Origin of the sequence: Streptomyces sp. NPDC006602 (assembly GCF_042870385.1) — a bacterium.
GTDB lineage: Bacteria > Actinomycetota > Actinomycetes > Streptomycetales > Streptomycetaceae > Streptomyces.
This window is the reverse complement of sequence record NZ_JBIAHG010000021.1, coordinates 82,647-103,026: the sequence shown is the minus strand read 5'-3', so window position 1 is coordinate 103,026 and position 20,380 is coordinate 82,647. Positions and strand designations below refer to the sequence as shown.

The window sequence follows — 20,380 nt, the reverse complement described above, 5'->3', positions numbered from 1 at the left end:
TCGACCGGACACGCCGACGTGAACCTGGGGAGCGTGCGATGAAAGCAGTGACCTGGCAGGGCAAGCGGGACGTACGGGTGGAGAACGTGCCCGATCCGACGATCCAGGAGCCGACGGACGCCGTCATCCGCGTCACCTCCACCGGGCTGTGCGGCTCCGACCTGCACCTGTACGAGGTGCTCACCGCGTTCATGACACCCGGCGACATCCTCGGTCACGAGGCGATGGGCATCGTCGAGGAGGTCGGAGCCGGGGTGCCGGACCTCGCGGCCGGCGACCGGGTCGTGGTGCCGTTCCAGATCGCCTGCGGCAACTGCTGGATGTGCATGACCGGACTGCCGACGCAGTGCGAGACCACCCAGGTCACCAGCGAGGGCATGGGTGCCGCCCTGTTCGGCTACACCCGCCTGTACGGCTCGGTACCGGGCGGCCAGGCCGAGTACCTGCGCGTCCCGCAGGCCCAGTACGGGCCGATCAAGGTCCCCGAGGGCCCGCCCGACGACCGCTTCGTCTACCTCTCCGACGTCCTGCCCACCGCCTGGCAGGCGGTCGCCTACGCGGACGTCCCGCAGGGCGGCAGCGTCGCCGTACTCGGCCTCGGGCCGATCGGCGACATGGCGTGCCGCATCGCCCAACTGCGCGGCGCCGGACAGGTCTTCGGCGTGGACCTGGTGGGCGAGCGGCTGCGCCGGGCGCGGTCGCGCGGTGTGCAGACGTACGACCTCAGGAGGTTCGACAGCGAGAAGGAACTGGTCCAGGAGATCCGCGACGAGACGGACGGACGCGGCCCCGACGCCGTGATCGACGCCGTCGGCACCGAGGCCCACGGCAGCGGCGCCGCCCGCCTCGCCCAGCAGGCCTCGGCCATGCTGCCCCGCAAGATCAGCGGGCCGTTCGCGGAACGCTTCAGCGTCGACCGGCTCGGCGCCCTCCACACCGCCATCGAGCTGGTGCGCCGGGGCGGCACGATCTCGCTGTCCGGCGTGTACGGCGGCATGGCCGACCCGCTGCCGATGCTCACCATGTTCGACAAGCAGATCCAGGTCCGGATGGGCCAGGCCAACGTGCGCCGCTGGAGCGACGAGATCATCCCCTACCTCACGGACGAGGACCCTCTCGGCGTCGACGACTTCGCCACCCACCGGCTGCCGCTCAGCGAGGCACCGAACGCGTACCGGATGTTCCAGCAGAAGCGGGACGGCGCGGTCAAGGTGCTGATGACGCCCTGAGTCGCCTCAGGAACCTGAGTCACTTGAGGGCATGAGTCACTTCAGGGGCCTCAGTCACTGCGGGGGGCCGAGGATCTCCGCCAGGTCGTAGCGCACCGGCTCCTCCAGCTGCGCGTACGTGCAGCTCTCGGGGGTCCGGTCCGGGCGCCAGCGGCGGAAGCGGGCCGTGTGCCGGAAGCGCGCGCCGTTCTCCATGTGGTCGTACGCCACCTCGGCCACCCGCTCCGGCCTGAGCGGCACCCAGGACAGGTCCTTCTTGCCGGACCAGCGGCTGGGCGCCCCCGGCAGCCGGGCCGTCTCGTGCGCGGCCTCCTCGGCCCAGGCCGCCCACGGGTGTCCCGAGACGTCGTCCATGCGCAGCGGCTCCAGCTCCTCGACCAGCTCGGCCCGCCGCTTCATCGGGAAGGCGGCCGACACGCCCACATGCTGCAGGGTGCCCCGGTCGTCGTGCAGGCCGAGCAGGAGCGAGCCGACCACCGGACCGCTCTTGTGAAGCCGGTAGCCCGCGACGACCACGTCCGCCGTCCGCTCGTGCTTGATCTTGAACATGGCGCGCTCGTCCTGGAGGTAGCGCCCGTTGAGCGGCTTGGCGATGACCCCGTCCAGGCCGGCCCCCTCGTACTGCTCGAACCACTGTCGCGCCACGTCGATGTCGGTCGTCGCCGGCGCCACGTGCACGGGCGCCGTCACCTCGGCCAGGGCCGTGGTCAGCAGGGCCCGCCGCTCGCCGAGCGGCACGTCCAGCAGCGAGTCGTCCGCCAGGGCGAGTAGATCGAAGGCGACGAACGACGACGGCGTCCGCTCCGCCAGCATCCGCACCCGGGAGTCCGCCGGGTGGATGCGCTCGGTCAGCGCGTCGAAGTCCAGCCGCCCCTCCCGCGCGATGACGATCTCCCCGTCCAGCACGCACCGCTCGGGCACCCGCTCCTTGAGCGCCGCCACCAGCTCCGGGAAATACCTGGTCAGCGGCTTGCCCGTACGGCTTCCCAACTCGACCTCGGCCCCGTCGCGGAACACGATCGCCCGGAACCCGTCCCACTTCGCCTCGTAGTGCATGTCCGGCGGAATCTTCGCCACGGGCTTGGCGAGCATCGGCTTCACGGGCGGCATCACCGGCAGATCCATGCTCCGATTCTGCGCCTGTGCATCGCGAAATGCCCGGTATGCGAGGTGTGCGCGGTACGCCTACCGTGGCTCGCATGGGCGATGCGGTGGAACTGGAGGCGGGCGGCCGGACCGTACGGCTGTCCAGCCCGGACAAGATCTTCTTCCCGGAGCGCGGCTTCACCAAGCTGGACCTCGCCCGCTACTACCAGGCCGTCGGCCCGGGCATCCTGCGCGCCCTGCGCGACCGCCCCACCACCCTGGAGCGCTATCCGGAGGGCGTCACGGGCGAGTTCTTCTTCCAGAAGCGGGCGCCGAAGAACATGCCCGACTGGATCCCGACCGCACACATCACCTTCCCCAGCGGTCGCAGCGCCGACGAGATGTGCCCCACCGAGGAGGCCGCGGTGCTGTGGGCCGCCCAGTTCGGCACCCTCACCTTCCACCCCTGGCCGGTGCGCCGCGACGACGTCGACCGCCCCGACGAACTCCGCATCGACCTCGACCCGCAGCCCGGCACCGACTACGACGACGCGGTCCGCGCCGCCCACGAGCTGCGCGCGGTCCTCGACGAGTTCGGCGGACTGCGCGGCTGGCCGAAGACATCCGGCGGCCGGGGCCTGCACGTCTTCGTCCCGATCGAGCCGCGCTGGACCTTCACCCAGGTGCGGCGGGCCGCCATCGCGGTCGGGCGGGAGATGGAACGCCGGATGCCGGACCTCGTGACCATCAAGTGGTGGAAGGAGGAGCGGGGCGAGCGCATCTTCCTCGACTACAACCAGACGGCCCGGGACCGCACGATCGCCTCCGCCTACTCCGTACGACCGCGCCCGCACGCCCCGGTCTCCGCGCCCCTGCGCTGGGAGGAGGTGGGCGAGGCGCATCCCCAGGACTTCGACATCGCGACCATGCCCGCGCGCTTCGCCGAACTCGGCGACGTGCACGCGGACATGGACAATCACCGCTTCTCCCTGGAGGCTCTCCTGGAGCTGGCGCGCCGCGACGAGCACGACCACGGACTGGGTGATCTGCCGTACCCGCCCGAATATCCGAAGATGCCGGGAGAACCCAGGCGGGTACAGCCGAGCCGAGCCAAGAAGTCCGGCCCTACAGCTCCTTGATCCTGATGTCCCGGTACGAGACCACGTCCGTCGTGCCGTGCACCTGGAGCCCGATGTAGCCGGAGGCGAAGCGCCGGCCGTCCGTGCCCGGGTCGTCCGAGCGCGGCGGGGAGAACTCCTGACCGCCGATGTTGTCGAACTCGTTGATCAGCACGCCGTTGCGGTAGACCGAGTAGTGCTGGTCGACCACCCGGATCTCGTAGTCGTTCCAGGTGCCCTTCTGGGTGACGCCCGCCCCGGCGAGGCCCACCCGGTCGAAGCCGTAGACGGAGCCCGTCTTGTACATGTCCCCGTCGGGCCGGTCGAGCACCTGCACCTCGTGCCCGTACTTGATGGCGACCCACTCCGGCCGCGGCTCCTCCGGGTGGTCGAGCACCCACGGGAACCGCACGAACACGCCGGAGTTGGCGTTGCCGGTGCCCGGAGCGTCGTCACGCCACTGCAGCCTGAGCGAGAAGTCGCCGTACTTGCGCTGCGGGTACCACAGCATCCCGAGCCCGGCCCTGCTGGTGCCGGAGGTGATCGATCCGTCGGGGTTCGGCGCGAACGAACCGCCACCGACCTGCTGCCACTTGGCGAAGGACCCCGCGCTGCCGTCGAGGATCGTGCGGTAGCCCTCGGTCTGGCCGGGCCCGCCGATCCCGGACTGGCGGGCGGCCTTCTGGATCGCGTTGTACTCGCGCTGGTCGACGACGCCTTCCTTCAGCAGCCTGTCGAGGACTGCCTTGACGTGCTTCAGGAACAGTGCGCGGGACGTCCACTCCTTCTCGTCCTCGATCAACTCGTTGATCCGGCACCGGCTGTCGGTGACCCGGTTCGGTACGCCCGAGTCGACCGTGCCGACAATGACCGTCGACCTCTCGTCGTACTCCGGGCAGTTGGGCGCGGGCACCCCGCCGCCGGACACCACCGTGAAACTCACGGTGCGAGCCGCGGAGGTGTTGCCCGCCTTGTCGATCGCCCGGTAGGCGACGGTGTGCGTGCCGGCGCGGTCGACCACCAGCGGGATGGTGTATGCAATGTACGGTCCGCCGTCGAGTGAATACTCGATCCGGTCGACACCCGACCCGCCCTCGTCCGTCGCACTCACGGTCACCTTGGCGTTCCCGACGTACGCCCCGTCGGAGTTCCGTGTGCCGTCCACGGTCACGCCCGTCACCGGCGGGGTCGTGTCCTGCGGGGACGCGGCGACGACCGTGAACCGCACGCTCTTCTCGGTGGCGACGTTGCCCGCCTTGTCGGTGGCCCGATAGCGCACGGTGTGCGCGCCGAGCTGGTGCACCATCACGGGGGAGGCGTACGGCTGCCAGGCTCCCGAGTCGACCGTGTACTCGATGGTGTTGACGCCGGATCCGGTATCGGAGGCGCTGACGGTGACTGTCGCCATGTCGATGTATGTCCCGTCGGCGTTCTGCTCACCGCTCACCGTCGCCGAGGTGTCGGGTGGTGTGGTGTCGTCGGAGGGCGGTGGGGCGACGGTGAACGCGACGCTCTTCTCCGTCGACACGTTGCCCGCCTTGTCGAACGCCCGGTAGCGGACCGTATGAGGGCCGATCCGGTCGACGACGACTGGTGCGGTGTACGGCATCCAGTCACCCGCGTCATCGACCGCATACTGTATGCCGTCAACCCCCGACCCACCGTCGCCGTCGGTCGCGCTGATCGCGACGCTCGCCGAGCCGACGTACTCGCCCTGCGCGTTCTGCGTGCCGGTCACCTGCGCGGCCGTATCGGGCGGCGTCGTGTCCTCGCCCCCGCCCTCGGTCACCACGAGGATGCCCTGCATCTGGCCGTGGCCGGGAATCGTGCAGTGGTAGAAGTAGCGACCCGGGGTGAGCGTCACCTCGGCGGTGTGACGGCCGCCCTGGTCGTCGCTCGGGTTGGCCAGGATGTTGAGCTGGACATCGCTGTTGAACTCGGGATCGTTCGTCACGAACGTCAATGTGTGCGGCATTCCGGTGGTGTTGCCGGTGGCCAGGCTGTTCTCGAAGACGATCGTCGCCGAACCCGCCACCGCCGTCGTCGGCGCCGAGGTGTACTTGGTGATGTCGTCGCCGGCGGTCCAGGTGAGCACCTGGGCGGCGGCGGCCTGTCCCTGGGGCCGCTGGGTCTGCCCTGCCGCGGGCAGCGCCTGCAGCCCGAGTACGACGAGCAGCGCGGCCAACAGGGCCGTCCAGACTCTTCGTCGCCGTGTCACCGCGTCCCCCTCGCCAACTGGTCCGCGGCGGGCGTCGGCCCGCCGCCCGTGTAAGTGACCCGCCACAGCGCCGACCTGGCGTCCGAGGTGAAGAAGCCGCGCCCGTAGTCGAGGACGTACAGCGCGCCGTCCGGTCCGAACTTCCAGTCCATGAGATTCCTGATGCCGTCGCTGCCGACCGGCACGATCTTCTTCAGGGACTCCGAGTGGACCGGCAGGCCGCCGTCGCCCTGGTTCTTCGGATCGGTGATGACCGCGTTGCGCGGCTGGTCGGCGTCGTAGAAGTCGCCGACGAACCACTTGCCGTCCCAGTAGGAGGGCCACTTGGTCGCACTTGTGCTCGCCGCGTCGTACCGGTAGACCGGCCCGTTCATCGCGGCCTGGCCGCCGCCCTTGAGCCACGGCAGCAGATAGGTGGCCTCCTCCTGCTTGTACGAGGGGACACCGCTGGCGTCGCGCGGGTAGTCCGGGGCGCCGCCCTGGGGCGAGTACCAGATGTTGTTGCCGGTGACGGGCGGCAGGTTGACCAGGCCGTCGTTGTTCGGTGACTCGTTCTTCGGGTGATCGCAGTCGTACCAGCCGAGCGGCTGGGTGGGATCGGGCAGATTGCGGTCCCGGTAGGGCTGCTTGTTGCCCATGCAGTACGGCCAACCGCGGTTGCCCGCCTCGGTGATGACGGCGAAGGTGTCGTACTTGGCGGGGCCCCAGGTCGGCGAGGGCGCGCCGGCATCGGGGCCGACCCAACCGGCGTAGAGGGTGTCGGTCTGCTTGTCGACGAAGATGCGCGCGGGGTTGCGCACGCCCATCACGTAGATCTCGCCGCGGGTCTTGCCGCCGCCCTCGTCGGTCTCCCTGCCGGTGAAGAGGTTGCCGTCCGGGAGGGTGTAGGTCCCGTCGGGTTCCGGGTGGACGCGCAGGATCTTGCCGTTGAGGTTGTTGGTGTTGCCGGCGGTGCGGCGCGCGTCGGCGAAGGAGACACCCTTGTAGTTGGGCTGCGGGTTGTTGCCCGAGTAACCGTCGCTGAACCCGCTGGAGTTGTTGTCGCCGGTGGCGATGTACAGGTTGCCCTTGGAGTCCCAGGCCATCCCGCCGCCCGCATGGCAGCAACTGTGGATCTGTACCGGCCACTTGAGCAGCACCTTCTCGCTGCCCAGATCCAGTTTGTCGGTGGCGAGGTCGAGCGTGAAGCGGGAGACGCGCCGCTCGGCCATCCGGGTGTCGCGGTTGATCTGCGCGTGCGGCGTGTAGTGCAGGTACACCCAGCCGTTCTGCTCGAAGCGCGGGTCGAGTTCGATGCCGAGCAGGCCCTCCTCGACCTTGACCAGTTCGTCGCCGCCGCCCTTGTTGCCGAAGACGGTCAGCTCGCCTGCCAGGGTGACCTTCTTGGTCGCGGGGTCGTAGACGTGGATCTGGCCCTTGCCCTTGCCGATGTCGGGGTTGTTCCAGTCGGTGATCACGGGCTGGGAGGAGTCGGCGCCGCCCCGGCCGATGTACAGCACCCGGCCGTCGGGCGCGGTGACCAGCCCGTGCGGCTCGCCGATCTGGTCGCTTTGCCCGGGCTGGTTGGGCCGGGTCAGCCGCTCCGCCTTGTAGTTGCCGGTGATGCTCGCCGTGCAGTCGGCCTGCGCCAGCCGGGTGGTCCACAGCAGCGCCCCGCGCAGATGCGCACGGAAGTCCGCCTCGTCGTAGGACGACACCGTGCCGCCCATGCCCGTGTAGAAGGAACGCCCGCCGTCGTAGTCCCGGCACCAACTCACCGGGTGGTCCCACCCGTTGGCACTCGCACCCGGCTGGTATGTCGACTCCCGTACACGGGCGACTGTATGCACATCACCCGACGGGTTCTTCACCCAGCTGAGCCACTGGTCGGGACGCTTCCACTGGAGCGGCAGCTCCTTGGTGGCGGGGTGTTGGCGGTCGCCGACCTCGACGGTGGCCCGCTGCACGTTCGTAGGACTGGACGCGGCCGGGCGGGCGCCGACGAGACCGGTGAACCAGTCCGAGTACGGCTCCGCGCGGGCGGCGTCATGGATGCCGAGGAAGCCGCCGCCGGCCTCCATGTAGGCCTCCAGGCCCGCTTCCTGTTCGGGATCGAGGACGTCGCCGCCACCGGTCAGGAAGACGATCGCGTTGTAGCGGCCCAGCTTCGTCTCATGGGTGAAGACCGAGGCGTCGCCCGTGGCCTCGACCTTGAAGCGCCCGCTCGCCGGTCCGGACAGGCCGATCTGCTCGATCGCCTCGATGCCGGCGTTGACGACCGGCGACTCGTCCCCGGCGGCCGCGGAGCCGTGGAAGATCAGCACCCGTACATTCGCGCCGCCCGGCGGCGACTTGACGGACATCGTTGTCGGGGACGGCTCCGGGGCCGGACGCGCGTTCGCCGCGGGCCCCGACAGCAGTCCGGCGGTGACGACCCCGGCGGTCACGGTGGCCGCCCAGGCCCGTCTCCTCGTGTTCCTCGTGCTTCTTGCGCTCAACCCTCGTAAGTGCATGGGCACCTCCTTGGTCACAGCAACAGCGCGATGGAAGTTAGACCTCTTTGCGCAACTCGCCAATACCTATGACCGAGATGGGCCGAACTTTGTCCTGAGTGTGGATAAACTGCGGAACGGCCGGTACGGTCTCACAGGTTCATCACAGGTACGTCTCCGCAAGTTCCGTATCAGGGTGGGGGGTTCCGCATGGACAGACGCGGGTTCAACCGACGAGTACTGCTGGGCGGCGCGGCCGTGGCGACATCGTTGTCCCTGGGGCCCGAGGCCATGGGTGCCGACGCGCCGGCGAGAACAGCCCCGGCCGGGGGCGAGGTGAGACACATCAAGCTGTACGCCGAGAAGCTCGCCGACGGGCAGATGGGCTACGGCTTCGAGAAGGGGAAGGCGACGATCCCCGGACCGCTGATCGAACTCAACGAGGGTGACACCCTGCACATCGAGTTGGAGAACACGATGGATGTACGGGCGAGCCTGCACGCACACGGCCTGGACTACGAGATCTCCAGCGACGGCACGGGATTGAACAACAGCGACGTCGAGCCCGGCGGCACCCGCACCTACACCTGGCGCACCCACGCCCCCGGCCGCCGCAAGGACGGCACCTGGCGGGCGGGCAGCGCGGGCTACTGGCACTACCACGACCACGTCGTGGGGACCGAGCACGGCACGGGCGGCATCCGCAAGGGCCTGTACGGACCGGTGGTCGTGCGGCGCAAGGGAGATGTCCTGCCGGACCGGACCCACACCATCGTCTTCAACGACATGCTGATCAACAACAAGCCCGCGCACTCGGGCCCGAACTTCGAGGCCACGGTGGGTGATCGCGTCGAGTTCGTGGTGATCACGCACGGCGAGTACTACCACACCTTCCACCTGCACGGTCACCGCTGGGCGGACAACCGCACGGGCATGCTCACGGGGCCCGACGACCCCAGTCAGGTCGTCGACAACAAGATCGTGGGCCCGGCGGACTCCTTCGGCTTCCAGGTGATCGCGGGGGAGGGGGTGGGCGCCGGGGCGTGGATGTACCACTGCCATGTGCAGAGCCACTCCGACATGGGGATGGTCGGCCTGTTCCTGGTGAAGAAGACGGACGGCACGATCCCGGGGTACGAGCCGCACGGACCCCACTGAGCGACCGCGGCCTCCCGCGCGCCGAGAGCGGCCCGAGAGCGGCCCGAGAGCGCTCTCACTCCCGCTCCACGCCCGGGGCTATCCTGATCGGCACCCCGCCGATGAGGAGCCGCGAAGTGACCGAGACAGCGCCGCGTCCCACGCTGGAGGCCGTGGCCGCGCGGGCCGGGGTCTCGCGGGCCACCGCCTCACGGGTGGTCAACGGCGGGGACGGGGTCAGGGAGCCGCTCGTCGAGCGGGTGCGGCTGGCGGTGGACGAGCTCGGGTACGTGCCCAACCAGGCCGCCCGCAGCCTGGTGACGAAGCGGCACGACGCCGTCGCCGTCGTGGTCGCCGAACCGGAGACCCGGGTCTTCGCCGACCCCTTCTTCGCCCTGCAACTGCGTGGTATCAGCAAGGAGTTGACGGCGTTCGACAACCAGCTCGTGCTGCTGCTCACCGAGGGCCGCGACGACCACGCCCGGGTCGGCCGCTATCTCGCCGGCGGACATGTCGACGGGGCGCTGGTGTTCTCGCTGCACCTCGACGACCCGCTGCCCGGGCTGATCCGCCGGGCCGGGATCCCGACCGTCTTCGGCGGCCGCCCCGGCTGGAGCGACGGCGACGGCGGTGACGTCGTGTACGTCGACAGCGACAACCGCGGCGGCGCCCGCGACGCCGTACGCCATCTCGTCGCCCTCGGCCGCAGCCACGTCGCGCACATCACCGGCCCGCTCGACCAGACCTCGGCGGCGGACCGGCTCGACGGGTATCGGGACGTCATGTCCGACGCCGACCAACGGCTGGTCGTGCCGGGCGACTTCACTCCGGCGGGCGGTGAGCGGGCGATGCGTGAACTCCTCGACCACCGCCCCGACGTGGACGCGGTGTTCGCGGCCAACGACCTCACCGCCGCCGGCGCCCTGCGCGTGCTGCGCGAGCGCGGGCGGCGCGTGCCCGAGGACGTCGCCGTGATCGGCTTCGACGACATGCTGCCCGTCGCCGAACACACCGACCCGCCCCTCACGACGGTCCGTCAGGACATAGAGCAAATGGGCCGGTTGATGGCCCGTCTGCTCCTGCGCGGCCTCGACCGCCACCCCACCGGCGAGGAGAGGCCGCAGTCCGGCGTCGTCCTGCCGACCACACTGGTCCGCCGCGCCTCGGCCTGACCTCCCCACTCCCCCTTACGGCCTGCCGCCCCCCTTACGCCTGCTGCGGCGGCGCGCTCTTGATCACCGCGAAACGGGCTCCGTAGGGATCGGCGAGCTCGGCGATGCGGCCGACGTCCTCCAGGTCCGTCGCCGGCAGCAGGACCGTGCCGCCCCGTTCCTGCGCCGTGCTGACGGCCGCGTCCGTGTCCGGGACCTCGAAGTACGGCAGCCAGGCGCCGGCCGCCGCCTTGGTCGGGTCGTCCTCCAGCGGGACGATGCCGCCGAACATGGCGTCGGGCTCGGTCCCCGACGGGTGGACGGTGGTGTAGGTGCCCCCGGCGAAGGTGAGCGCGGAGGTCTCCCAGCCGAACAGCCTGTTGTAGAACCCGGCGGCCGCGGGAAGGTCCGGCGTGTACAGCTCCAGCCAGCACAGCGAGCCCTGTTCCTGCACGACGTCGAGGCCCTTGTTGGCGGCGGGCTGCCAGATGCCGAAGGGCACGCCGGCCTGATCGGCGAGGATCGCCACGCGGCCTTGGTCCATGACGTCCATGGGCTGCATCAGCACCGAGCCGTGCGTCTGCTCGGCCGTCTTCGCGGTGGCGTCCGCGTCCGGGGTCTGGAAATAGACGGTCCAGGACGGCGGGCCCTGGTCCGGGGTGGTCTGCATGCCGCCCGCGGCTGTTCTCCCGTCGAGCCGGAAGAAGCCGTAACCGCCGGCCTCGGGCCCGCCCGACTGGAACTGCCAGCCGAACAGGCTGCCGTAGAAGGAGGAGGCGCCCTCGATGTCGGGTGTGCCGAGATCGAGCCAGTTGGGAGCGCCGGTGACATAACGGGTGGTGAGCATCTCTGCCCCTCCTTTGAAGGTCCCGTTGCCTGCACTGCCGAGTCTCGCACCGCCCACTGACAATCGCGCGGGGCATGACCGACGGATCCGGTCACCCTGCGTGTCCACAGCAACGCATCTTGTCGTACGGCGTTCCGCGCGCCGCCGTGCGCTCGGGTGCCCGGCCGGGTCATCATCGGTCGGCCGCAGGCCGTGCGGGGGCGGCGTTGATCGCGCGTTGATGGAATGTTTTTCGCGCCCCGGCACGATCTCGCTCATGCACATCGACACCATCACCCCGGCCGACCTCGCTTGGCAGCAGCAGGCGCTGTGCGCGCAGACCGGGGCGGACTTCTTCTTTCCCGAACCGGGCAGCTCGGTGCGCGAGGCGAAGCGCATCTGCGGCATGTGCGAGATGCGCACCGCCTGCCTGGAGTACGCCCTGGCCAACGACGAACGCTTCGGTGTCTGGGGCGGCCTGTCCGAGAAGGAACGGCTCCACCTCAGGCGTACGAACGACTGACCCTGCCCGTCGACGACCGCGTACGCCTGCACGAAACAGCCCCCCAGCGGTAGCTGGAGGGCTGGTGTCCGAGGCCAAGGACGGGGTCGTGGCGCAGCGGCAGGCGCGCACGGTCTCCGGAAGCGGAACACGCTGGTTCGAGTTCAGCCACCCCGCCCCTGGACCGGGGTGGCTGTCAGCCGGCCGCGCGGGCCGCCATCCGCGCCTTGCGCGCGGCCAGCTTCTCGTCGAACTTCGACGCCTCCGCGTCCAGGCCGCCCATGTACAGGCCGAGTTCCTCCTGTGCCTTGAGGCCCTCGGGGCCGAGGCCGTCGATCTCCAGGACCTTCAGGAAGCGCAGCACGGGCTGGATGACGTCGTCGTGGTGGATGCGCATGTTGTAGACCTCGCCGATCGCCATCTGCGCGGCGGCCCGCTCGAAGCCGGGCATGCCGTGGCCGGGCATGCGGAAGTTCACGATCACGTCGCGCACCGCCTGCATCGTCAGGTCGGGCGCGAGGTCGAAGGCCGCCTTCAGCAGATTGCGGTAGAAGACCATGTGCAGGTTCTCGTCGGTCGCGATACGCGCCAGCATGCGGTCGCAGACCGGGTCCCCGGACTGGTGGCCGGTGTTGCGGTGCGAGACGCGGGTGGCCAGCTCCTGGAAGGCGACGTACGCCACCGAGTGCAGCATCGAGTGGCGGTTGTCCGACTCGAAGCCCTCGGCCATGTGGGCCATGCGGAACTGCTCCAGCTTGTCCGGGTCCACCGCGCGCGAGGCGAGCAGGTAGTCGCGCATCACGATGCCGTGCCGGCCCTCCTCCGCGGTCCAGCGGTGCACCCAGGTGCCCCAGGCGCCGTCCCGGCCGAAGAGCGAGGCGATCTCGTGGTGGTAGCTGGGGAGGTTGTCCTCCGTGAGAAGGTTGACCACCAAAGCGATCCGGCCGAGCTCGGTGACCTTGGACTGCTCCTTGTCCCACGCCTCGCCGTCCTCGAAGAGGCCCGGGAAGTTGCGCGCGTCGCTCCAGGGGACGTACTCGTGCGGCATCCAGTCCTTGGCGACCTTCAAGTGCCGGTTGAGTTCCTGTTCGACGACTTCCTCCAGCGCGTACAGCAGGCGGGCGTCGGTCCAGGCGGAGGACGGGCTGCCGAGGTGAGGGGAAGTGATCGTCACTGGTACTCCAGGGGGACGCGGAACAGATATGAGGGAAGCCCGGCGAGCGGTGCCGGACCGGTACTTACGGAATCGTAGGCTACGTATCCGTAGGTTACGAGACCGTAGGTTAAGAGCCGTGTAAAGATCCCTGATCAGGGGTGTTCCCAGGGCATGACAAACGACCCCGGGAAGCGCAGGTCCGGGGTCGAAAGGGTCGGGAGCGCAGGGGTCAGGCGTACAACTCCCGCATCCGCACCGAGAGGCATGTCACACAACCTTCGAGCTTCTCGAACTCGCTGATGTCGACCAGGACCGGCTCATGGCCGAGGTCGGCGAGCAGTTCGGCGGTCTTCGGCGCGCTGGCCGCCATCAGCAGCTTGGCGCCCCCGAGCAGCACCACGTGCGCCCCGGACTCCTCCGGCACCGGCAGGAAGCGCGGGAACAGCGAGGGCGCGTCCAACTGCGGGATACGCCCGAGGACGGTCCCGTCGGGCAGCGCGGTGACCGCGGTCTTCAGATGCAGCACCTTGCTCACCGGTACGGCGACGATCCGCGCCCCGAGCGGCTCGAAGGCGGCCCGCAGCTGCTGAACACCCGCCGCGTTGGTGCGGCCGCCCCGGCCGACGTAGATCGTGTCGCCGATCTTCAGCACGTCACCGCCGTCCAGCGTGCCCGGATCCCAGATCCAGTTGACCGAGCAACCCAGCCGGGCCACGGCCTCCTCGACGCCCGTGGTCTCCTCGCGCCGGGACTCCGCGCCGGGCCGGGTGATCAGCGCGACGTTCTTGTACATGACGACCGTGTCCTCGACGAACACCGAGTCGGGGCAGTCGTCCTCCGGGTCCACCTCGACGGTCTCCCAGCCGTGCGTGCTCAGCGCCTCGACATACGCCTCCCACTGTTCGAGTGCGAGGTCGACATCGACCTCCTCGCGCTCGACGTGAGTCACCAGACCTTCGGCGAGGCGCGGACCGGGGCGGCGGACGAGGGCCTTCTTGCTGGGCACGAGGGGATCTCCGGATCGGTGGGACAGGGTGTGGCCTGCCCGCCATCATGCAGGGCCGGTGCGCGCGGGCCAAACCCTTGTTGTCAGTGTCACCTGTTTCCCTTCGTGCCAACGGCATGGCCGCCACCCCGTCGGCTGGGCGCTAGGCGGGATTCCGGAACGCTTCTCGCGTGATCTCCTTCAGCTGTCCGTCCTCCATCAGCAGCCGGCGGGTGACGCCGATCGACTCGAGGAACGGCAGGTCGTGGCTGGCCACGATCAGCGCCCCCTCGTACGACTCCAGGGCTGTCGTCAGCTGACGCACGCTCGCCATGTCGAGGTTGTTCGTGGGCTCGTCCAGCATCAGCAACTGCGGGGCGGGTTCGGCCAGCATCAGCGCGGCGAGGGCTGCCCGGAAGCGTTCGCCGCCGGACAGCGTGGCCGCCTTCTGGTCGGCGCGGGCGCCTCGGAACAGGAAACGGGCCAGCCGCGCCCGGACCCGGTTGTTGGTGGCGCCCGGCGCGAACCGGGCGACGTTCTCGGCGACCGTCAGCTCGTCGTCGAGGACGTCCAGCCGCTGCGGCAGGAAGCGGAGGGGGACATGGACCTGCGCCTCGCCCGCCACCGGCTCGAGCTCCCCGGCGATCGTGCGCAGCAGCGTCGTCTTGCCCGCTCCGTTGCGCCCGATCAGCGCGATCCGCTCCGGGCCGCGCAGGTCGAAGCCGCCCGCCACGCGCGCCCCGTACGCCAGTCGCAGATCCTGGAGGGTGAGGACGCCACGGCCCGGCGGTACGGCCGTGTACGGCAGGTCGACGCGGATCTCGTCCTCGTCCCGCACGGCCTCCACCGCCTCGTCGAACCGTTCCTTGGCCTCGGCGAGCTTCTCCTCGTGCAGAATGCGGTGCTTGCCCGCGGAGACCTGGGCCGTGCACTTCCTCAGTTTCATCACGGCCCTGGGCTCGCGCTTGTTCTCGTACATCTTGTTGGCGTAGCGGGTGCGCTTGGCCAGCTTCGAGTGGGCATCGATCAGTTCGCGCTTCTGCTTCTTCAGATCGGACTCGGCGACCCGCACCATCCGCTCCGCGGCCTCCTGTTCGGTGGCGAGTGCCTCCTCGTAGGCGGAGAAGTTGCCGCCGTACCAGGTGATCTCGCCGGAGTGCAGATCGGCGACCTGGTCGACCAGTTCGAGGAGTTCGCGGTCGTGGCTGACCACGACCATGACGCCCGGCCAGGACGCTACGGCCGAGTGGAGCCGCCTGCGTGCGTACAGGTCCAGGTTGTTGGTGGGTTCGTCGAGCAGCAGGACGTCGGGGCGGCGCAGCAGCAGGGCGGCCAGGCGCAGGAGCACCGACTCGCCGCCCGACACCTCGCCGATCGTCCGGTCCAAGGCGATGTGGCCGAGCCCGAGTTCGCCGAGGGTGGCGAGCGCGCGCTCCTCCACGTCCCAGTCGTCGCCGACCGTCTCGAAGTGCTGCTCGGCCACGTCGCCCGCCTCGATGGCGTGCAGCGCGGCGCGCTGTGCGGCGATGCCGAGTGCCTCGTCGACCCTCAGTTGGGTGTCGAGGGTGACGTTCTGCGGGAGGTGGCCGACCTCGCCGGTGACGCGGACCGTGCCGTCGGCAGGCGTGAGCTCCCCGGCGATCAGCTTCAACAGGGTTGATTTTCCAGACCCGTTGACGCCGACGAGGCCGGTGCGCCCGGGGCCGAACGCAGCGTCGAGGTCCTCGAAGACGGAGGTGCCGTCGGGCCAGGCGAAGGCGAGGGACGTACAGGTGATGGAAGTAGACATACGGGGTCTCCGCGGTTGCTTCAGGCGTTGGGGGGCAAACGCGTATCGAGACACCTGCGACCAAGGGGGAGAGGCCCCGGGGGCATGAGAAAAGCCCCGTTCCCGAGGACGGCTCGAATGCCGAGGTCGCACGCAGCGCACACACCTGATGTGTGTGACGCGGTGTCTCAGGACCTCAGACGAGCAACGTCCTTCTCCAATCGGCGGCAACAGGACCGCTGTACACCGTATGAGCGGCCTGGGGGACTGTCAACGCATTAACTGAGCCCCGATCCCACCGTCCGAAGGAGACCCCGTGTCCAACCCGCTCTCGCTCCCGGCCCGGCTGTGCCTGCTGGCCTGGGACAGCACGGAGACGGACGTCACCGGCGCCGGCCGGCTGCCCGCACTGGTCCGGGCCGGTGCCCTCGTCGAGCTGGCCCGGCGCGGCCTGCTCGTCGACGAGGACGGCATCGTCACGCCGGCCGACTTGGACTCCGAGACGGGGGACCCCGTCCTTGACGGCCTTCTCGAGCTGGTCCGGGAGTCCCGGCCGCACCGGTGGGGGACCTGGGTGACCCTGCGGGCGCGGATCACCCTGGACGCCGTACGGGAGCAGTTGGCCGCCGGGGGGCACCTGCACGCCGAGAAGCGACGGGTCCTCGGGGTCTTCCCGACCGTGGAGTACGCCCTGGAGGGCGGCGCCGTGGTGGACGCGCTGCGTGAGGAGGCGCGGGCGGTTGTGCTGGGGCCGGTCGCGGTGGCGGAGGTCTCGGAGCGGGACGCGGCCCTCGCCGCGCTCGCGGACGCCGCGGGGTTGGTGTCCGACGACGAGCATGACCGGGGGCGGCTCGAAGAGCTCGTCGAGCGCGGTGGGGCGGCGGCACCCGTGCTGCGGACGGTCCTCCGGGAGGTGCGGACGGCGGGGTCGGCCGCCTCCGCCGTCAACTGAGCCTGCTCACGCGCCTGTCGGATTCCTGCCGGACCCCGCCGGTGGTCGCCACCGACCCCTCGCCTTCCGCTTCCCCGCGCGTGGCGGGCAGCCCGCTCGTCCTGCCGAACGCCTGGGACACGCGCGCATCGCCGCCGCCCGCCAGGCCGCCGACGCGGAGGATGTGCCGTTGTGCGTCAACGCCCGCATCGGCACGCTCCTGCGCGGCGCCGGGGGAGTGGACCTCACCTGGAGCGGGCCGCCGCCTTCCGCACCGCGGGCGCCGACGGGATTTGGTCCCCGGGGCCGTCGGCCCGGAGACGGTGAAGCCGCTCGCGGACGGCGCGGACGGACCGCTGAACCTGATGGCGGTCCCGGTGCCCCGCCGGTCGCGGAGCGGTGCGCGCTCGGCGTCGCCCGCGTGAGGGTCGGCTCAGGCATCGCCCAGGCCACGCACACCCTGGTCCACCGCGCCGCCCGGGAACTGCTGGACGCGGGGACGTACGACGCGCCGGCCGACGGGCTCGACCACGGCGAGCTCAACGCGCTGCTCGGTCGCCGAACCCGGTCGGGCTCAGCAGGCGTCCCGCATCAGTTCCGCCAGGTCGTGGTCCAGGTCGAGCTGGAGATGCTCCAGACCGACCGGCACCAGCTCGCTGGTCGCCTCCAGGAACCGGCGCAGCTCGCCCGAGCGGACGTGCACGACGGCGGTGCCCTCGGGGGCGTGGAACTCCAGGACGGTGCGGTCGTACCCGTACGGCCGCACCCGCACGTCGCCGTGGCCCTCGGGCTCCTGGAGGCCCGCCGTGAGGAGTTCGCGGCTGAAGGTCCAGCAGACCTCCACGCCTTCCAGGGTGGCCGGGGCCGGGAAGGTCATGCGGACGGCGAACGGATCGCGCCGGTCGTAGTGCAGCGTGGCGGGAATGTTCGGCATCCGCGGCGCGGCAGCGACGAGTCGGGCCTCGACGGGCTGCTCGATGACGATGGACAACGCCTTGCTCCCTTACGACGGCGGGACGGACTTCCGGAGATGAGGCCGGGCACTGGAAGAGACGCCGGAATGAGTCAATCCGTGCACACCGATGTCGAGTGACCTCTGTCACCGTCTTCATTCACGCGAGTGGCCAGGGTCTTCTCCCGGGGTGGGAAAGGCACTTGGGGCGAGCGCTGCGGCCCGGGGAGGGCGGTAGCGGTGCTCTGGACGACACCCGGGTGCTGGGCTAGCTTCGCCCGCCATGAGGCGCTTGGGGAAGACGCGACGCACGAGTTGGCCGGAACGGACGAGACGAGTGGTGGGTGCGGGGGTGACGTGCGCGGCGGCACTGGCCGCCCTGACCGCCGTACCGGCGCAGGCGCAGGAGGCCGGGCGGCGGACACCGCACTGGGAGCTGAAGGACACCGGCGGTTCCGGTGTGCGGTTCCGGGGGCTCGCGGCCGTCGGCCGGGACACCGCCTGGGTGTCCGGCACCCAGGGCACCGTCCTGCGCACCACGGACGGCGGGGCGAGCTGGCGGAACGTCTCGCCGCCGGGCGCCGGGGAATTGCAGTTCCGGGACATCGAGGCGTTCGACGCCCGGCGCGCGGTGGTGCTGGCCATCGGCGAGGGCGAGGCGTCCCGCGTGTACCGCACCGACGACGGCGGCGAGACCTGGACCGAGTCCTTCCGCAACACCGACGCGCGGGCCTTCTACGACTGCCTCACCTTCTTCGACCGCCGCCACGGCCTCGCCATGAGCGACCCCGTGGACGGGAAGTTCCGCATCCTGTCGACCGACGACGGCGGCCGCTCCTGGAAGGTGCTGCCCGACACCGGCATGCCGGCCGCGCTGCCCGGTGAGGCCGGCTTCGCGGCGAGCGGCCAGTGCCTGGTCTCCGCCGGTTCCCGGGACGTCTGGCTGGCCACCGGCGGGGCCGCACGCGCGCGCGTGCTGCACTCCGCCGACCGCGGCCTGACCTGGACGGCCTCCGACACGCCGATCCCGGCGGGCGACCCGGCCCGCGGCGTCTTCGCGCTCGCCTTCCGCGACCGCACCCACGGTCTCGCGGTCGGCGGCGACTACCGCCCCGACCAGACGTCCACCGCTCCGGCGGCGCGCACCGCCGACGGCGGCCGCACCTGGCGGCCTGCCGACCGGCCGCCGCCCGCCTACCGCTCGGGCGTCGCCTGGCTCCCGTACAGCCGTGCGGCCGCCCTCGCGGTCGGACCCACCGGCACCGACCTGACGACGGACGGCGGCCGCACCTGGCGGACGGTGGACACGGGCTCGTACGACACCGTGGACTGCACGCCCGACCTGGGGTGCTGGGCGGCCGGAGAACAGGGGCGCGTCGCCCGTCTGGAGAGCTGAGGCGTCTCGGCGTGCCGCACACGTCCGGAATGGGGTACCCGTTCCGCGAACGGGAAAGGAGTGAGCGGACATGCCACGTGGTTCGAGCTCCAAGCGGGAGCGCCAGTACGAGCACATCAAGGAGAGCGCCGAGGACCGGGGCGAGAGCACCGGACGCGCCAAGGAGATCGCCGCTCGGACGGTGAACAAGGAGCGCGCCCGGTCCGGCGAGTCGAAGACCGCCAGCCGCACCTCGACCAAGGACATGTCGTCCGGCAAGCGGGGCGGCCAGCGGTCCGGCCAGGGCTCCCAGGGGCCCACGTACGACCAGCTCTACGAGGAGGCCAAGCAGCGCGGCATCAAGGGCCGTTCGGACATGAACAAGAGCCAGCTGCAGCGGGCGCTGGGCGGCAAGAGCTGAGCTCAGGCCGGCGTCTCCCGGTACCGCTCCAGTCCCGGTGCCGTCTTCGTCGCGGCGAACTCGGTGATGCGGTACTCGCACACCCCGGTGGTGACGAAGGGATCGCCCGCGGCGATCTCCTCGATCCACGCCCGGTCCCCCGCGACGGCGAGGATCACCCCGCCGTCGCGGGGGTTCTTGGGTCCGGACGCCAGGAACACCCCCTGCTCGTACAGCTCGTCGAGCCAGGCGACATGCGCCTCGAGCGCGGCGTCGACGGCTTCGAGCGGTGCGGTGTAGGTCAGCTCCAGTACGAACATGATCACGAGGCTACGCCGTCCGCTGAGGGGCCGTAGGGTCGTCCCATCATGACGACGGTAAGAATTCCCCCCGACTGGCCCGCGACCGAGGAGCAGGCCCGCGCGGTCCAGGACGAGTTGCGTGAGCGCGTGGTGCTCGACGAGCCGGGGCCGCCGCCCGGCACGGGACGTGTGACCGGTGTGGACGTGGCCTACGACGACGAGCACGACGTTGTCGTGGCCGCCGCCGTGGTGCTGGACGCGGCGAGTCTCGAAGTCGTCGCCGAGACGACGGCCGTCGGCCGGGTCTCCTTCCCGTACGTGCCCGGCCTGCTCGCCTTCCGGGAGATCCCCACGGTCCTCGCGGCCCTCGACGCCCTGTCCTGCCCGCCCGGCCTGGTCGTCTGCGACGGCTACGGCCTCGCCCACCCGCGCCGCTTCGGCCTCGCCAGCCACCTCGGCGTCCTCACCGGCCTGCCCACGATCGGCGTCGCCAAGAACCCGTTCACCTTCACCTACGACGACCCGGACACCCCGCGCGCCAGTGCCTCGCCGCTCCTCGCCGGCGCCGAGGAGGTCGGCCGAGCCCTGCGGACGCGGGCGGCCGTCAAGCCGGTCTTCGTCTCGGTCGGCCACCGCGTGAGCCTCGACAACGCCTGCGCCCACACCCTCGCGCTGACCCCCGAGTACCGCCTGCCGGAGACCACGCGCAGGGCGGACGCGCTGTGCCGACGTGCGCTGAAGGACGCAACTCCCTGAGCGCACCGGCACCTCGT

18 protein-coding genes are annotated in these 20,380 nt (G+C 70.6%); 9 read left to right on the top strand and 9 right to left on the bottom strand.

The features are described 5' to 3' along the window. Positions 1-38: 38 nt before the first annotated feature. On the top strand, positions 39-1,229 hold the full coding sequence (locus ACFYO2_RS35615) for a zinc-dependent alcohol dehydrogenase (RefSeq protein ID WP_388357630.1): 1,191 nt from the start codon (positions 39-41) through the stop codon (positions 1,227-1,229). Positions 1,230-1,283: 54 nt separating this feature from the next. Here ACFYO2_RS35615 and ACFYO2_RS35610 read toward each other — a convergent pair whose 3' ends face one another. Further along, positions 1,284-2,354, bottom strand: coding sequence for an ATP-dependent DNA ligase (locus tag ACFYO2_RS35610; protein WP_388357628.1), 1,071 nt, complete (start codon positions 2,352-2,354; stop codon positions 1,284-1,286). 74 nt (positions 2,355-2,428) lie between these two features. Here ACFYO2_RS35610 and ligD point away from each other — a divergent pair, with 74 nt between their 5' ends. Next, a complete protein-coding gene (gene ligD, locus ACFYO2_RS35605; RefSeq protein WP_388357626.1) occupies positions 2,429-3,454 on the top strand; it encodes a non-homologous end-joining DNA ligase in 1,026 nt (341 codons plus the stop codon). Here the strand turns inward: ligD and ACFYO2_RS35600 are convergent. Both ACFYO2_RS35600 and ACFYO2_RS35595 read right to left on the bottom strand, forming a co-directional pair. Further along, positions 3,441-5,651, bottom strand: coding sequence for an OmpL47-type beta-barrel domain-containing protein (locus ACFYO2_RS35600; RefSeq protein WP_388357623.1), 2,211 nt, complete (start codon positions 5,649-5,651; stop codon positions 3,441-3,443). The two genes, ligD and ACFYO2_RS35600, sit on opposite strands and share 14 nt — an antisense overlap. Continuing rightward, entirely contained in the window at positions 5,648-8,143 is a 2,496-nt protein-coding gene (locus ACFYO2_RS35595) for a ThuA domain-containing protein (protein WP_388357621.1), read from the bottom strand. Before ACFYO2_RS35595 ends, ACFYO2_RS35600 begins: the two co-directional genes overlap by 4 nt. Positions 8,144-8,332: 189 nt before the next feature. Here ACFYO2_RS35595 and ACFYO2_RS35590 point away from each other — a divergent pair, with 189 nt between their 5' ends. Then, positions 8,333-9,280 carry a multicopper oxidase domain-containing protein gene (locus ACFYO2_RS35590; protein WP_388357618.1) on the top strand — a complete coding sequence of 316 codons (948 nt, stop codon included), beginning with the start codon at positions 8,333-8,335 and terminating at the stop codon, positions 9,278-9,280. A 116-nt stretch (positions 9,281-9,396) separates the two neighbouring features. Continuing rightward, positions 9,397-10,431 (top strand): LacI family DNA-binding transcriptional regulator, encoded by a 1,035-nt coding sequence (locus tag ACFYO2_RS35585; RefSeq protein ID WP_388357615.1) that lies wholly within the window; start codon positions 9,397-9,399, stop codon positions 10,429-10,431. A gap of 34 nt (positions 10,432-10,465) precedes the next feature. Here the strand turns inward: ACFYO2_RS35585 and ACFYO2_RS35580 are convergent, their stop codons facing one another. Continuing rightward, a complete protein-coding gene (locus ACFYO2_RS35580) occupies positions 10,466-11,257 on the bottom strand; it encodes a VOC family protein (RefSeq protein WP_388357612.1) in 792 nt (263 codons plus the stop codon). A 256-nt stretch (positions 11,258-11,513) separates the two neighbouring features. On the opposite strand from ACFYO2_RS35580, the gene ACFYO2_RS35575 reads away from it, so the two are divergent. Continuing rightward, complete coding sequence (locus ACFYO2_RS35575) at positions 11,514-11,759, top strand: WhiB family transcriptional regulator (protein WP_388357609.1); 246 nt, start codon at positions 11,514-11,516, stop codon at positions 11,757-11,759. 175 nt (positions 11,760-11,934) lie between these two features. Here ACFYO2_RS35575 and ACFYO2_RS35570 read toward each other — a convergent pair whose 3' ends face one another. From ACFYO2_RS35570 to ACFYO2_RS35560, 3 genes are all read right to left on the bottom strand, one after another. Further along, positions 11,935-12,912, bottom strand: a complete 978-nt coding sequence (locus ACFYO2_RS35570; protein WP_388357606.1) for an acyl-ACP desaturase — start codon at positions 12,910-12,912, stop codon at positions 11,935-11,937. A 211-nt stretch (positions 12,913-13,123) separates the two neighbouring features. Continuing rightward, positions 13,124-13,900, bottom strand: coding sequence for a dimethylargininase (gene ddaH / locus ACFYO2_RS35565; protein ID WP_388357603.1), 777 nt, complete (start codon positions 13,898-13,900; stop codon positions 13,124-13,126). A gap of 142 nt (positions 13,901-14,042) precedes the next feature. Continuing rightward, entirely contained in the window at positions 14,043-15,668 is a 1,626-nt protein-coding gene (locus tag ACFYO2_RS35560; protein WP_388357601.1) for an ABC-F family ATP-binding cassette domain-containing protein, read from the bottom strand. A 295-nt stretch (positions 15,669-15,963) separates the two neighbouring features. On the opposite strand from ACFYO2_RS35560, the gene ACFYO2_RS35555 reads away from it, so the two are divergent. Beyond that, entirely contained in the window at positions 15,964-16,599 is a 636-nt protein-coding gene (locus tag ACFYO2_RS35555) for a GPP34 family phosphoprotein (RefSeq protein WP_388357598.1), read from the top strand. A gap of 553 nt (positions 16,600-17,152) precedes the next feature. Here the strand turns inward: ACFYO2_RS35555 and ACFYO2_RS35550 are convergent. After that, positions 17,153-17,569: an SsgA family sporulation/cell division regulator gene (locus tag ACFYO2_RS35550; RefSeq protein ID WP_388357595.1), complete on the bottom strand. Its 417-nt coding sequence runs from the start codon at positions 17,567-17,569 to the stop codon at positions 17,153-17,155. Positions 17,570-17,813: 244 nt separating this feature from the next. Between ACFYO2_RS35550 and ACFYO2_RS35545 the strand changes: the two genes are divergently transcribed. Further along, a complete protein-coding gene (locus ACFYO2_RS35545; RefSeq protein ID WP_388357593.1) occupies positions 17,814-18,926 on the top strand; it encodes a WD40/YVTN/BNR-like repeat-containing protein in 1,113 nt (370 codons plus the stop codon). Between the two features lie 70 nt (positions 18,927-18,996). Then, the gene (locus ACFYO2_RS35540) at positions 18,997-19,326 is read left to right on the top strand and encodes a plasmid stabilization protein (RefSeq protein WP_388357590.1); all 330 of its coding nucleotides are present in this window, start codon (positions 18,997-18,999) and stop codon (positions 19,324-19,326) included. Positions 19,327-19,328: 2 nt separating this feature from the next. Here the strand turns inward: ACFYO2_RS35540 and ACFYO2_RS35535 are convergent, their stop codons facing one another. Further along, complete coding sequence (locus tag ACFYO2_RS35535; RefSeq protein ID WP_388357588.1) at positions 19,329-19,625, bottom strand: YciI family protein; 297 nt, start codon at positions 19,623-19,625, stop codon at positions 19,329-19,331. 48 nt (positions 19,626-19,673) lie between these two features. Between ACFYO2_RS35535 and ACFYO2_RS35530 the strand changes: the two genes are divergently transcribed. Continuing rightward, positions 19,674-20,363, top strand: coding sequence for an endonuclease V (locus tag ACFYO2_RS35530; protein WP_388357585.1), 690 nt, complete (start codon positions 19,674-19,676; stop codon positions 20,361-20,363). Positions 20,364-20,380: the final 17 nt, after the last annotated feature.